11 protein-coding genes are annotated in these 13,684 nt (G+C 65.3%); 2 read left to right on the forward strand and 9 right to left on the reverse strand.

All coding sequences use genetic code 11. The annotated features are described in order from the left end of the window. Positions 1-67: 67 nt before the first annotated feature. The gene (locus NY08_RS06385; protein WP_235387128.1) at positions 68-550 is read left to right on the forward strand and encodes a hypothetical protein; all 483 of its coding nucleotides are present in this window, start codon (positions 68-70) and stop codon (positions 548-550) included. 117 nt (positions 551-667) lie between these two features. Here NY08_RS06385 and NY08_RS06390 read toward each other — a convergent pair whose 3' ends face one another. Genes NY08_RS06390 through dapB form a run of 3 tightly spaced genes read right to left on the reverse strand, consistent with a single transcriptional unit; the run spans position 668 to position 2,355 of the window. Continuing rightward, positions 668-1,120 carry a flavodoxin family protein gene (locus NY08_RS06390; RefSeq protein WP_032397874.1) on the reverse strand — a complete coding sequence of 151 codons (453 nt, stop codon included), beginning with the start codon at positions 1,118-1,120 and terminating at the stop codon, positions 668-670. A gap of 6 nt (positions 1,121-1,126) precedes the next feature. Then, entirely contained in the window at positions 1,127-1,546 is a 420-nt protein-coding gene (locus NY08_RS06395) for a hypothetical protein (RefSeq protein WP_045199853.1), read from the reverse strand. Between the two features lie 50 nt (positions 1,547-1,596). Continuing rightward, positions 1,597-2,355, reverse strand: a complete 759-nt coding sequence (gene dapB, locus NY08_RS06400) for a 4-hydroxy-tetrahydrodipicolinate reductase (RefSeq protein WP_045195467.1) — start codon at positions 2,353-2,355, stop codon at positions 1,597-1,599. 91 nt (positions 2,356-2,446) lie between these two features. On the opposite strand from dapB, the gene NY08_RS06405 reads away from it, so the two are divergent. Then, positions 2,447-3,235 (forward strand): ABC transporter ATP-binding protein, encoded by a 789-nt coding sequence (locus NY08_RS06405; protein WP_045195468.1) that lies wholly within the window; start codon positions 2,447-2,449, stop codon positions 3,233-3,235. 3 nt (positions 3,236-3,238) lie between these two features. On the opposite strand, the gene NY08_RS06410 is transcribed toward NY08_RS06405, so the two are convergent. From NY08_RS06410 to NY08_RS06435, 6 genes are all read right to left on the reverse strand, one after another. Beyond that, a complete protein-coding gene (locus NY08_RS06410) occupies positions 3,239-4,345 on the reverse strand; it encodes an alcohol dehydrogenase catalytic domain-containing protein (RefSeq protein ID WP_032397870.1) in 1,107 nt (368 codons plus the stop codon). Between the two features lie 83 nt (positions 4,346-4,428). Beyond that, on the reverse strand, positions 4,429-7,107 hold the full coding sequence (locus NY08_RS06415; protein WP_235387130.1) for an MGH1-like glycoside hydrolase domain-containing protein: 2,679 nt from the start codon (positions 7,105-7,107) through the stop codon (positions 4,429-4,431). Between the two features lie 24 nt (positions 7,108-7,131). Next, positions 7,132-9,054 carry a putative nucleotidyltransferase substrate binding domain-containing protein gene (locus NY08_RS06420; protein WP_045195470.1) on the reverse strand — a complete coding sequence of 641 codons (1,923 nt, stop codon included), beginning with the start codon at positions 9,052-9,054 and terminating at the stop codon, positions 7,132-7,134. Then, positions 9,044-10,591, reverse strand: a complete 1,548-nt coding sequence (locus NY08_RS06425; RefSeq protein WP_032397868.1) for a GMC family oxidoreductase — start codon at positions 10,589-10,591, stop codon at positions 9,044-9,046. The genes NY08_RS06420 and NY08_RS06425 overlap by 11 nt, the downstream gene beginning before the upstream one ends. A 12-nt stretch (positions 10,592-10,603) precedes the next feature. After that, positions 10,604-12,115: an APC family permease gene (locus NY08_RS06430; protein WP_032397867.1), complete on the reverse strand. Its 1,512-nt coding sequence runs from the start codon at positions 12,113-12,115 to the stop codon at positions 10,604-10,606. Positions 12,116-12,139: 24 nt separating this feature from the next. Further along, the gene (locus NY08_RS06435) at positions 12,140-13,666 is read right to left on the reverse strand and encodes an aldehyde dehydrogenase family protein (protein ID WP_045195472.1); all 1,527 of its coding nucleotides are present in this window, start codon (positions 13,664-13,666) and stop codon (positions 12,140-12,142) included. Positions 13,667-13,684: the final 18 nt, after the last annotated feature.

Below are 13,684 nucleotides of genomic sequence, written 5' to 3' on the forward strand. Positions count from 1 at the left end.
ACTTGTACGAGCCCTAGCAGTCAAACACGGGCACCACCCCGGCTGCTCACAATCAGGAATAGTTTCTGTGCCGAAGTCACTATCGGCTCCGGGTATCTTCGAGAAAGTGGATATCGAACGGTGGCGCAGTCGCCTGCCCGTCAAACGGGCCTCCGACGGCGAAGTGATCGGATGGACCGTCGCGCACGAATCGACTACGCGGGACGAGTACGACGAGGGCTATCTCGTCGATGCCGTCAATCCTGTCGGGGTCACCGTGGCTCGGGGCGTTCCGATCGAGCGCGCAATCGAGCACCTGGAGGATCGGGGTCTGGCATCGCTGTCGGCGCCGCACTGGACGAAGGCCCCGCTACCGCTCGAGCCGGAGACGGACCTGTCCGCACCGCATGACGATTGGCCCTGGCGGCGGGTGCTGATGACACAACTCGACGACAACCGGGTGTGGATCAGGCCCGCGTATCCGAGCTGGCCGGAGCGGCTGCTCGAGATTCCGCTGCAGATTCCTGCCGACGAGATTCTGCGTGCCGACTCCCCCGACGATTCCGACTGAATTCGGTGGCGACCCGGGACGGACCTGATGGCGTCGGCGGTCGCGGGTGTCGGACGGACCGTCGTAGTTCTCGGGGCGCGCGAGTCATCGTGGAAGCCCGTCGGGAAACCGCCACCGTCAGTCGGACAGCCCCGCCGCGACGGTTCCGCCCAATTCGTAGCAGCGTTCACGTGCGGGCTTGCCGCTCTCGGCGATGTGGACGGTCCCGAAGACCTTCTCGAGGCCCCAACCCGACGCGATCTTCTCGATGGCCCGTCCGGCACCCACGGTGTCGTCGTTGCCGTGAACCCAAGCGGCGTAGGGCTTTCCGGCAACGGCACCGAGGCACGGGTAGTACACGGTGTCGAAGAAGTGTTTCAGCGCCCCACTCATGTACCCGAAGTTCGCCGGCGTTCCGAAGAGAAATCCGTCGGCACCGAGGACATCCGGAACGGTCGCACCGAGAGCAGGCACACTGCGTACGTCAACGCCGGTGATCTCGGGGTCGTGTGTGCCGTCGAGCACTGCCTCGAGCAGCTCACGTGTGAGCGGGCTCGGGGTGTGATGAACGACCAGCAGGGTGCGCGGCATCGACGGTCAGTTCTGGTTCCGTTCGAGTGCCACGGCGCGCTTCATCGTCTCGCGGGCCCGCCCGCGGTCACCGGCGTAATCGTAGGCACGAGCCAACCGGTACGAGTTGCGCCAGTTGTCCGGATCCTTCTCCCACTCGGTCTTGATCCGTTGGAACAACTCGTCTGCGGCATCACGTTCGATGCGTCCCGACGGTCTGCGCGGAAGGTCCGAGACGTCGAGTTCGAGGCCTTCCTCGTGAATGCGCGATGCCAGCCTCTGATGGTCGAAACCGGCTTTCAACGTGGCCCACACGATCCACAACCCGAGTATCGGCAGCAGCAGGACCCCGATCCCCAGGGAGATGCTCGCCACACCACCGTTCTGGATCAGCGTCACACCGCGCTGACCGAGCAGGAAGAAGTAGAAGCCGAGGATCAGCACCATCACCGTGATGATGGCGAGCACCTTCGTCGTCTTGTTCACCGTCGATCAGCTCACAGATCCAGCAGCGGATCGAGCCCGACGGTCAACCCCGGTCGTCCGGCGATCTCGCGGACTCCCAGAAGGACTCCGGGCGCGAAGGACGTTCGGTCGAGCGAATCGTGCCTGATGCTCAGCGTCTCCCCCTGCGTGCCGAGCAGAACCTCTTGGTGCGCAACGAGTCCCGCGAGCCGGATCGAGTGCACCCGCACGCCGTCCACGTCGGCACCACGTGCGCCGTCGAGTTCGGTGGTCGTCGCATCGGGGCTCTTCGGAGTTCCTGCGGCGGCGCGTGCCTCGGCGATCAGCGCGGCAGTGCGATACGCCGTGCCCGACGGCGCATCGGCCTTGTTGGGGTGGTGCAGTTCGATCACCTCGACGGAGTCGAAGAACCGCGCTGCCTGCTGCGCGAATCGCATCGACAGCACCGCACCGATGGCGAAGTTGGGCGCGATCAGCACACCCGTCTGCGGCGATCCCGCCAGCCATTCGCGAACCTGCTCGAGCCGCCGGTCGTCGAAACCGGTGGTACCGACCACAGCATGGATGCCCTGCTCGATCAGGAACTGCAGGTTGTCCATCACCACGTCGGGATGGGTGAAATCGACAACCACCTGGGCGTTCGCGTCGACGAAATTCGCCAGCGGATCACCCTGGTCGACGGTCGCCACGAGCTCGAGATCGTCGGCCGCCTCGACGGCGGCACAGATTGCCTGACCGACCTTGCCGCGTGACCCCAGTACCCCTACTCGAACAGGTGCCGTTGCACTCACGTCGTACCCACACTCGTTTCGTCGTCTTGTCGGTTCTACCGACCTCAGAGCCTACTTCTCCGCGATCCGCACCGGCAGCTACGGTCGTCCGGTGCCATCCAGCGTCCTGTTCGCCGACCGAGTCGATGTCGTCCGCGGCGGCCGATACCTGCTCAGCGACGCCACGATACGGGTCGAGGACGGCGAGCACTGGGTGTTGCTCGGTGCGAACGGCGCAGGTAAGAGCACTCTGCTCAGCTTGCTCGGTGCCGTGGTGCATCCCACGCACGGTTCCGTGCACGTTCTCGGGCATCGCCTCGGCCGGGTGGACATGCGCGAATTGCGGACGCGCATCGGCCACGTCGATCCCCGTCTGACGGTCGAGGCTCCGCTGACTCTGTTCCAGGTGGTGCTGACCGGCCTGACCAACACTCCCGACCTGATCCCGAGATGGTCGGCCACCGAGGACCAGATCGCCCGTGCCCATCGGTTGATCGGTTCCCTCGGCGTCGCCCATCGCACCGAGGCATCGTGGCACACGCTCTCCCAGGGAGAACGTGGCCGAGCGCTCATCGCGCGCGCCCTGCTCCCCGACCCCGCAGTGCTGTTGCTCGACGAGCCCGCCACCGGACTCGATCTCGCTGCCCGCGAACAACTCCTCGGTGCGCTCGACTCGTTGCGGGCCGAGCACCCGAGCCTGGCGAGCAGTCTGGTGACGCACCACCTCGAAGAGATCCCCGTCTCGACCACCCACGCCCTGCTCATCCGCAACGGAAAGGTGTTGGCGCAGGGAGCCGTCGACGCGGTGCTGACCACCGCAAACATCAGTAAGTGTTTCGACCATCCCATCGAGATCTCGACGCAGCGCGGCCGGTGGGTCGCGACCGCCGCCAACAGCTGATGCTCAGTCGAAGACGATGACCTGACGGATCGCGTTGCCGTCGGCCAATTCGTCCATGCCGCGGTTGATCTCGTCCAACGTGATTCTCGAGGAGATCAGCTTCTCGACGGGAAGCCGTCCCTCACGCCACATCTGGGCATAGGTCGGGATATCGCGCGCCGGGACGGCGGAGCCCAGGTAGCTGCCGATGATCGTGCGCGCCTCGGCCACCAGGCCCAGCGGCGAGATGGACGAGCGGGCGTCGGGCGACGGGAGACCGACGGTGATGGTTTTGCCGCCGGGAGCCGTTGCAGCGACGGCAGTTTCGAAGGCTCGGGCGTTGCCTGCCGCCTCGATCACGATATCGGCCTTGATTCCCTTCTCGGCGAGCTCGGCCGGTGAATAGACCTGCGTTGCGCCCAGATCGGTTGCGGTGGAGAGCTTGTCCGGGACTCCGTCGACTCCGATCACCTCGCCTGCACCCACCGATACGGCTGTCAGAACGGCGGCCATGCCGACTCCGCCGAGACCCACCACCATCACCGATTGACCGGGCGTCGGAGTTCCGGCGTTGAGCACCGCGCCACCGCCGGTCAGTACCGCACAACCGAGAACTGCGGCGATATCGGCCGGGATGTCGTCCTCGACCGGCACCACGGACTTTCGGCTCACCACCGCATGGGTGGCGAATCCGGAGACTCCGAGGTGATGTTTGACCTCTTGCCCGTCACGGTGCAACTTGATGCCGCCGCCGAGCAGGGTCCCGGCATTGTTCGACGCGCTACCGGTGATGCACGGCATCTGACCGTCGGTGGCGCACCCGGCACACTCGCCGCAGCGCGGCAGGAACGTCATGACGACGCGGGTACCGATCGCGATGTCGTCGACGCCCGGTCCGACTTCCTCGACTCGGCCTGCGGCCTCGTGGCCGAGCAGCATCGGGACCGGACGAACTCGATTGCCGTCGACCACCGACAGGTCCGAGTGGCACAGCCCCGCGGCTTCGATTCTGATCAGCAGTTCGCCGTCGCCCGGCGAACCGAGCTCGAGGTCCGAGACGGTGATGGGATGCGAGTCCGCGAAGGGACGAGATCGGCCGATTTCTTCGAGTACTGCGCCGCGAATCTTCATCCCGCCAGACTATGCGGCTCCGCCGCATGTGCGTGGAACTTCGTAGCCCACTACGAAGTTCCACTCACATGGGCCGCAGGCCCTCAGAGCGGCAGACGCGGCCTGAGCAGGTGCGCCACCAGCGCTGTCCACCCGGTTTGGTGGGTTGCCCCGAGTCCCTCGCCGGTGTCTCCGTCGAAGTACTCGTTGAAACTGGGATGCTCGGACCACAACGGGTCGGCACTGGACTCGATGCGATCGCCGTCCGCGGGCCGCTTGCCGTCCACCCGCCGGAACAGTCCGGCGAGACCGTTGTCGATCAGATCGGCGGCGTCGGTGAGGGTGCGGTGGTTGCCCGAGCCGGTGGGGATCTCGATGGTGAACGAGTCGCCGTAGTACCGGCCGTACGCGCGCAGCTTGTCCGCCAGCAGTACGTTCACCGGGAACCACACCGGTCCACGCCAATTCGAGTTACCACCGAACATTCCGGTACGCGACTCCCCCGGCTCGTATTCGATGGACAGGCTTCGTCCGTCGACGTCGAAGTTCACCGGCTCGCGATACGAGGCCGACAGCGATCGAATTCCGAACTGCGACAGGAATTCCTCGGAATCGAACATCCGCGAGAGGATGCGCTTGAGACGCTCGGGCTGGACGAGCGTGAGCAGCATCCGCACCTCGCCGCCCTCACGCCGAGCCAGCAGTGGGCTGACCATCTCCGGCCGTCGACGCTGAACCCAACGCAGACGGGCGGTGAGGTCGGGGCATTCCTCCTCGACCCACGGCGGGATCTCGGTGGCCCCGAGGATGGGCAGCAGGCCGACCATCGATCGCACCCGCATCGGAACCGCATCGCCCTGAGGTTGGACGAGAACGTCGTAGAAGAAGCCGTCTTCCTCGTGCCAGAGCGAAATATGCTGCGAACCGAACGAATTGACGGCTTTCGCGATCGAGAGGAAGTGCGAGAAGAACTTGGTCGCGACGTCGTCCCAGGCGCTGTCGTGCCGCGCGAGCTCGAGTGCGATCTTGAACATCTGCTGGCAGTAGAACGCCATCCAACTGGTCGCGTCGGACTGCTCGAGTCGGAAGCCGGGAGGCAGTGGTGCAGATCGGTTGAACAGTCCGATGTTGTCCATGCCGAGGAATCCGCCCTCGAAGATGTTCGAGCCCTCGGAGTCCTTGCGGTTGACCCACCACGCGAAGTTGAGCAGCAGCTTGGTGAACACCCGCACCAGGAATTCGCGATCCCGGTAGCCGTCGATGCGATAGACGTGCCACGCCGCCCACGCGTGCACGGGTGGGTTGACATCACCGAACTCCCATTCGTACGCAGGCAGTTGGCCGTTGGGGTGCATGGCCCATTCCCGGCACATGAGCACCAACTGTTCCTTGGCGAAATCGGCGTCCACGTGCGCCAACGGAATCGCGTGGAAGGCCAGGTCCCAGGCCGCGAACCACGGGTACTCCCACTCGTCGGGCATCGAGATCACATCGGCCAATGCCAGGTGACGCCAGTGCGCGTTGCGCCCACCCGGGTCCTGCCGCGAGTCCGGTGCCGGAGCTCCGACCTTGTCGCCCTCGATCCACTCCTCGACGTCGTATCGATAGAGCTGCTTGGTCCACAACAGGCCGGCGTACGCGCGCCGTGCCACGTGCCGGTCGACATCGGTGAGATCGGCACCGATCACGGCACCGTAGAACTCGTCCGCCTCGACCTGGCGATCGACGTTGACGGCATCGAATCCGGCCCCGAACGTCTGCTCGTTCGGGCGGTTGGGCGAGAGCCGCAGCCTGACCGATTCCGTTGCACCCGGGGCGATGTCGTCGAAGCGATACCAGAACGCAGCCTTCGTTCCCGTCTGCTCGGGGTTGACCGCATCGAGTTCCCCGTCGACGACTCGGCGGCCGATGCCGTCCTTGGGGTAGGACGAGATGTTCTCCTGCCCCCACAGGGCTTCGGCATTGGTTTCGTTGTCGCAGAACAGAACTGCCGGCGTGCCTTCGGCACTGAGGTAGTACCGACCGAGAAATCCGTGATCGACGGCGATCGCTTCGAGTCCACCTGCCATCAGGTCCGGCGGGCTCAGCTGCGCCAGTGTTCCGCCCCGCTCGTCGCGTCCCCAGGACCAGGTGTTGCGCAACCACAGGTGCGGCAACAGGTCGACCGATGCCGCCTCGGGGCCGTGGTTGGTGATCGAAATGGTGATGCAGATGTCGTCGGGCGAGGCCTTGGCGTACGTGACCTGGACGTCGAAGAATCTGTTCTCGTCGAGGATGCCGGTGTCGGCCAGCTCGTACTCGCGGTCGTCACGTCCGCGTCGAGCGTTCTCTTCTCGCAGGTGGGCGTAGGGGTACTCCGCGTGCGGGTAGCGGTAGAGCCACTGCATCCAACTGTGCGTCGGTGTTCCGTCGACGGCCCAGAAGTACTCCTTGACGTCCTCGCCGTGATTGCCTTCTTCGTTGGCCAGGCCGAACAGACGTTCCTTCAGGATCGGGTCCTTGCGGTTCCACAGTGCGAACGAGAAGTTGAGGAATCCGAAGCGGTCGCAGATTCCGCCGATCCCGTCCTCGCCCCAGCGGTAGGCCCGCTTGTGTGCCTGGTCGAACGGGAACGACGCCCAGGCGTTCCCGTCTTCGGAGTAGTCCTCGCGCACTGTGCCCCACTGCCGTCCCGCCAGATACGGACCCCACTGGCGCCACGGTCCGCTGACTCCGGGCGATTCGGCCAACCGATTGTGTTCGACGGTGGACGGGGTGGGAACGCTCACGGGATTGGTGGTCACGGCACACAGTCTGGTCGTTGGCGGTCATCGATGCACGCCGACGTTGGCCGCGAGGTAGCCGACGCGGCGTTGTACCGCGGCGATCTCGCGGATGCCGTCGGTCAGCAGGCTTCGTTCGAGCGGCGACAGATCGGCCATGATCAGCACGTCGCCGGGGCGGTGGCCCGCTGTGATCTGGTCGATCTGATGCGACAGTCGGAGCCGTTGCAGCAGCGCGAACACCTCGGACAGCGCAGTGACATCACGTTCGGAGAGCATGCCGTTACCCGACGCCGCGGCGAGTCGCGCCGGCGTGGAGGCCGAGGCCATGCCGACCGACAGCCCACCCCAGCGAGCGAGGTTGACGATGGGCGTCAGCGCGTGGGCCTTGAGATCGAACGTCCCGCCGCGCCGAGCCAGGACGTCGCGTAGCGATCGCAGCCGGGCGCGGCCGGCGAGCGCATCACGCAGCTGCAACCGCAGTGCGTCGGGGTGATCGACCAGCAGTCGGCGGTAGGCCTCGGGCACGGTGTGCAGTTCTCTCGGGCCCCACACCACTCTGCCGTCGATCATCAGCGAGGACATGATCAGGCCGGAGTCCTCTGCCGGATTGCCACGTTGGCCGAAGGGGTTGCTGAGCCAGTGCGCCGCGGCGCGTTCCCACTGACCGGCCGAGCGTGCGAATCGAGGTGAGCTCGCGACCGCGCCGTTGGTGTCCGACGGTAGCCCGGCACCGTCGAGGCTCTCGTGCACACGGGCGGCCAAGTCCATCAACGCCTCGTCGCGGGTTCTCTGCACCGCGTTCGCTTTCCCTCGGACCTCGGGGTCGGCGGTGGTGTCCGCCCAGCTCAGCGCACTGTCGACGTCAGAGGAGGGCATGGCTTCTCGACGCGCCACGCTGCCGAGAGTGATCCAGGCGAATCGGTCACGCGGCACGTCCGGACGTGCAGTCCATTCGATCTCGACGGCACGGCGGACGATGCTGTCCACCACGACGGAGAGGATCGCGCTGACCGCCATCGCATCGGTTCCGCCCTGGAACAGATCCACCACCAGTCGGGGCACGAGCCTGCCTGCGTCGGCGAGTTCGGCGGAGGTCGACGCCGACGCCACCGCTCGGCGCACCACGAAACTGCGTCGAGTCGAGGCAGCGTGCAGATCGGAATCCTCGACGACACCGAGAACCTCGCCCCGATCGGACACCACGGGCATGTGCCGCAGCCCCAGTTCGAGCATGTCCATCAGCACGGTGCCGGCCAGCCGGTCCGCCGTGACGGTCTCGGCGGGTGCCGTCATCACCTGCTCTATCGGAGTATCGACTCCGATCCCGGCGGCCACCACACGAATTCGGAGGTCTCGGTCGGTGAATATGCCATGGCGCGAGCCACGCAGCGGAACGAGAACGTACGAGCTGCCCTGATCGGTCATGTGCCGGACGGCGTCTCGAACGGTGGTGCCGACGGGTACGAACACCGCTGGGGCCGAGAGCAATTCACCGACGGTGCGGCCGGCGCTACCCTCGACCGGTCCCCCACGGTATGCAGACGACGAATTGACGGCATCGGCCAAGAACGCCAGACCGGTGGGCGTTGCGAACAACGGCCGAACCAGTGCACCGGGCAACTGCAGGACGACACTCGGTTCGAGTGCCCGCGCTCGGAATTCGACAGTTCCACCGGACAGCAGAGCCGAGAATCCGAAGACTCCACCTTCACCGATGGTGTCGATCGGCACCTCGGTGGGAGAGGTCGCGTCGGGGTGCATGATCACCACGCGCCCGGTATGCACCACCCATACGGTGTCGGTATCGGTCGAGACGTCCATCCGTCGAGGGTCCACAACCCATGCGCCACTGCCGTACTCGCGTTCGACGGCCGCCGCGGCCACCTCGGCCAGCACAGCCGGTGGCGCGCCCTGAAACGGTGGATGCGCGCCGAGGAAATCGGCCAGCTCCTGACTATCCGCCACGGATCAGGTCGGCGCATCTCTCCGCCATGGTCATCACCGTGATGTTGGGATTGACGTACGGCAGCTTCGGCATCGCCGACGCGTCGACCACGCGCAGGTGCGAGACTCCCTTGACTCGTAATTCCGGATCCAGCACGGCCATGGCGTCGTCCACCGAGCCCATCCGCGCCGTGCCCGCCGGGTGATAGACCGTGTTGTGGGTCTTGTGCACGTAGTCGAGCAGGTCGTCGTCGGTGACGGCCTCGGGCCCTGGGGCGAGTTCGCGCTCGATCCATTCCGAGAGTGGACCGTGCGCGGCGATGTCGCGCGCCAGCTTCAGTCCGGCCAGCATCACCGCGTCGTCGTGTCCGTCGGCATCGGTGAAGTAGCGCGGGTCCACTTTGGCACGGTCACGAAAATCTCTGCTGCGCAGACGAACAGTGCCGCGCGAGCGCCCCTGCGTCACGTTCGGAGTCAGGCAGAATCCGTTGTCGGTGGTCGGGTAGCCCCAGCGGAGGGTGTTCATGTCGAACGGCACACTGCCGTAATGCATCATCACGTCCGGGTAGTTCAGCGAGTCGTCGGTCTGCGCGAACACCCCGATCTCCCACCACTGCGAGGACGTGGTGACCATCGGCTTGCTCGCTTCCCAGAACACCAGACCTTCGACGTGGTCGTCGAGGTTCTCACCCACACCGGGAGAATCGACTCGCACCGTGATTCCCATCTCGCGCAGTTGGGCTGCCGGTCCGATTCCCGAGAGCATCAACAACTTCGGCGTGTCGATGGCACCGGCGGTCACGATGACCTCGCGCCGTGCGGAGACGGTGTCGTAGCCCGTCAGGTCGGGGCGCTGGTATCGCACACCCGTCGCGGTCAGCGATTCGTCGATCAGAATCTCGCTGATCCAGCAGTCGGTGCGCACCTCGAGGTTCGGCCGTGAGCCGATGATCGGGTGCAGGTACGCATGCGAGGTCGACATGCGTGAGCCGTCTTCTCCCGCATTGATCTGAAACCAACCGGCACCGTTGAGTACAGGCGTTCCGCGGTTGAATGCGACCGTGGGAAGACCTATCCCGGCGGCCGATTCGAGTACCGCGGCACCGCACGGATCGTTCGGCGGCACGTCGCGGATTCGCACGGGGCCGTCGTGTCCGCGGCCCGTGTCGTTGTTCTCCACGCGCGCGACGTACGGCAGGATGTCCGACGCGCCCCACCCCGTCGCACCGGCCGCCGCCCAATCGTCGAGGGTTTCCGCAGGTGGGTGAAACGCGATGCAGGAGTTGTGCGAGGAGCAGCCACCGAGCACTTTCGCGCGCGCGTGCCGCATGAAGCTGTTGCCGCGTTCCTGCGGCTCGACGGGATAGTCCCAGTCGTAGCCGGAGTCGAGCAGGTGCATCCACTCCACCAGTTCGAGAATCGCCTTGTCGCCGACGTCGGTCGGCCCTGCTTCGACGAGGCAGACACTGACGGAGGGGTCCTCGCTCAGACGTGCCGCGAGGACGCACCCCGCCGTCCCGCCACCTGCGACGACGTAATCGAACTGGGTGTCTGTCACTGCACGCTCCTTCTAGTTGCCCGTGGAGGCATGTGATTTCAGAGTGCCGATGTGCTTGCGTCCCTTGACTGCGTACCACAGCAGGCCAACGCCGAGGATGCCGCCGATGTAGACGAATGCTCCGAACGTGTTGTACCAGGGGGTTCCGTAGACGGCCTCGCGCGGCCACGCGAGGTTGATCGCCATTCCAGCGCCCCACACCACTGCCGCGATGTTGACCGGCAGGCCCCACCTGCCCATCGTGAAGTATCCGCCGGGCTTCAGATCTGCCGGCGGCCACTCACCCTTGACTCGTTTGACCAACAGTGGACCGGTGACCATCAGATAGGCGAGGTAGATCATGATGATCGCGATCGAGGTGAGGACCGTGAAGATCTGCGGCTGACCGATGTTGACGACGAGAATGACGATGGCCAGCACGCCGATGGTCACCGCGGGCACCACCGGGGTCTGGGTCTTCGGATTCACCTTGGCCAGACTCTCGCCGAAGGGCAACGCGTTGTCTCGGGCCATGGCGAACGTGAGCCGGATCGCCGCGGTGTGCACTGCCAGTGAGCAGACGAAGACCGCGATGACGATGCAGATGAGGAAGACGGTGCCCAGCGGGCCCCACATCACCGATTCGACGATGGACTGCAGGCTGCCGTCGGGACTGCCGAGGGAAGGATCGTTCAGGTCCGGTGCGGCCATGACGGCGAACACCAGGATGGCTCCGCCGATGACGAACGAGGCGAGGATGGCGCGAAAGATCGCCTTGGGGGCCGTGCGCCGAGGTTCGACCGTCTCCTCGCCGAGCGAGCTCGCGGTGTCGAATCCGTACATCACGTAACCCGACGCCAGCGACGCGACCAGGAAGGCACCGAGGTAACCGCCGCTCTCGCCGGCTCCGTAGCCGTTGGTCGAGAAGAACACCTCCGGCCCGCGAGTGATGTTGGCCGCGAGCAGGATCGCGATGAGAACGGCAGCGATGAGTTCGATGAACACGCCCGCACTGTTGATCATGGCCATCAGCCGGACTCCGAGCGCATTGATCGTGGTGGTGATCGCGATCAGAATCGCACCGAGCAGCACTGCGTTGGCCGCGAAGTCGGTGGCACCCGAGCCGTCACCGATGATCTGGAACCCACTCCAGATACGTGGCAGGTTCAACTGCAGAGCCAGAGCGACGGCAGACAGTGTCACGATCGATGCCGTGAGCATCAACCAGCCCGCCGACCAACCGACGATCCTGCGGCCCAACAGCTTCGCCCAGTTGTACACCGATCCCGCCACCGGATACTTCGCGGCCAACTCCATGAAGCACAGTGCCACGCAGAGTTGCCCGACGAACACTGCAGGCCACGACCACAGGTACGCCGGCCCGGCGGTGCCGAAACCGAAGTAGAAGAGCTGGAACGTGCCGGTGAGAATGGAGATGTAACTGACTCCCGCGGCGAAGCTGGCGAATTTCCCGAGGCTTCGATCGAGTGACTCCTTGTAACCGAAGTCGTCCATTCCGCTCGAATTGTCGTTCAGCAGTGCCATGCGCCTGGCCTTTCCGATCTTTCGCTATCGGGTACCGAACCACCCCGCCGCGGTGGGTGAGGTGTTGTGCCAAATATGCTTTGCCTCTTGGTATTCGGACATTCCGGACGGTCCGAGCTCGCGTCCGTTGCCGGACTGTTTGAAGCCGCCCCATTCCGCGGCAGCGGTGTAGACACCGAAGTCGTTGAGCCACACCGTGCCATGGCGAAGCCCACGGACCATCCGTTCGCCTCGCGCGGCGTCCGATGTCCGAACTCCCGCGGCGAGACCGTAATTCGTATCGTTACCCAACAGGAGTGCTTCGGCCTCGGTGCCGAAGCGCTCCACAGTGAGTATGGGCCCGAATGTCTCCTCCTGCACGATATTCATGGACCGATTGCAGTGGTCGAAGATCGTCGGCAGAAAATAGCTACCCTTGTCCAGGGCCGGATCGTCCGGCTTCGTTCCGCCGATGACCAGCGTCGCGCCCTCCTCGACGCCGGTCGCCACGAAGGCTTCGATCTTCTCTCGCTGTGCCTGCGACACCAGTGGCCCGGTCTCGCTCGCCGGGTCCATGCCCGGCCCGATGACGATGGTTTTCGCCCGTTCGGCCACCGCAGCGACGAAGCGGTCGGCGACCGATTCCTCGATGATGAGTCGAGTGCCTGCCGAACACACCTGACCCGAGTGCAGAAAAACTCCGGTCAGGACGTTGTCGACCGAGTCGGCGAACGCCTGTTCGTCGGCCACCGCATCGGCGAACACGATGTGTGGATTCTTGCCGCCGAGTTCGACAGCCACCTTGGTGACGTTCTCGGCCGCCGCGGCCAGGATGTGTCTGCCCGTCGCCAGTCCGCCGGTGAACGAGACGAAGTCGACGTCGCGGTTCCTGGTGAGCGCGTCCCCGAGAACCGCGCCGCTGCCCTGCAGCAGGTTGACCACACCGGCCGGTACTCCGGCTTCTTCCACCAGCTTGGTGAACGCGATGGTGGACAGCGGAGTCACCTCACTCGGCTTGAGCACCATGGTGCAGCCGGCTGCCAACGCGGGGGCGATCTTCCACGAGATCTGCAGCAGTGGGTAGTTCCACGGTGCGATCATGACGCAGACACCGATGGGCTCGTGCACCACACGGCTCAGGATTTCGGGTCGGTCGACGTCGATCAGACGATCGGCCTGCACCACAGCGAGATCGGCGTAGAAGCGAAAGACCGACGTCACGTCGTCGATGTCGATCTCGCTCTCGCCGTACGTCTTTCCGGTGTCGAGGGTCTCGATGCGCGCCAACGTCGCTTTGTCGCGTTGGAGCAGATCGGCGATGCGGTTCAGCAGATCGCGGCGCTCGGCCACCGTGACCGAGCGCCACGGTCCGTCGTCGAACGCCGCTCGCGCGGCTGCCACCGCCCGCAGAGCGTCGTCCGGCGTGGCCTCGTCCACCACGGCGACCGTGCTGCCGTCCGCTGGGTTCACGATGTCTCTGGTACCGCCGTCACCGGCCCCCTGCCACTGTCCGTCGATGTACAACGACGGGCGCAGCGAGGTCGGGTCGAGTGCTGCATCGGAATCGGTCACCGAAACACCTTCTTTCGT

The organism is Rhodococcus sp. B7740, assembly GCF_000954115.1.
Lineage (GTDB): Bacteria > Actinomycetota > Actinomycetes > Mycobacteriales > Mycobacteriaceae > Rhodococcoides.